Source organism: Streptomyces sp. URMC 126 (assembly GCF_051386555.1).
GTDB lineage: Bacteria > Actinomycetota > Actinomycetes > Streptomycetales > Streptomycetaceae > Streptomyces.
This window is the reverse complement of the sequence record NZ_JBPQTX010000990.1, coordinates 1-261: the sequence shown is the minus strand read 5'-3', so window position 1 is coordinate 261 and position 261 is coordinate 1. Positions and strand designations below refer to the sequence as shown.

The 261-nt window shown below is 64.8% G+C and carries 1 protein-coding gene; it reads left to right on the top strand.

Features of this window, described 5'->3' with window-relative positions; all coding sequences use genetic code 11:
• Positions 1-19: 19 nt before the first annotated feature.
• Positions 20-261: response regulator transcription factor (locus tag ACSNOK_RS34795; RefSeq protein WP_436784706.1), on the top strand; the 242-nt coding region annotated here is incomplete at its 3' end.

Genomic DNA, 261 nt, shown 5'->3' with positions numbered 1-261 from the left:
GCCCATGGCGGTGAACACCATGAAGAAGGGCGCACTGGACTTCATCCAGAAGCCGTTCAACGAGGAAGAACTGCTGAACCTGGTCGAGCGCATGCTGGACCATGCCCGCGAAGCCTTTGCCGGCCACCAGCAGGCCGCCAGCCGCGACGCCCTGCTGGCCAAGCTGACCAGCCGCGAAGCCCAGGTGCTCGAGCGCATCGTCGCCGGCCGCCTGAACAAGCAGATCGCCGACGATCTGGGCATCAGCATCAAGACCGTGGA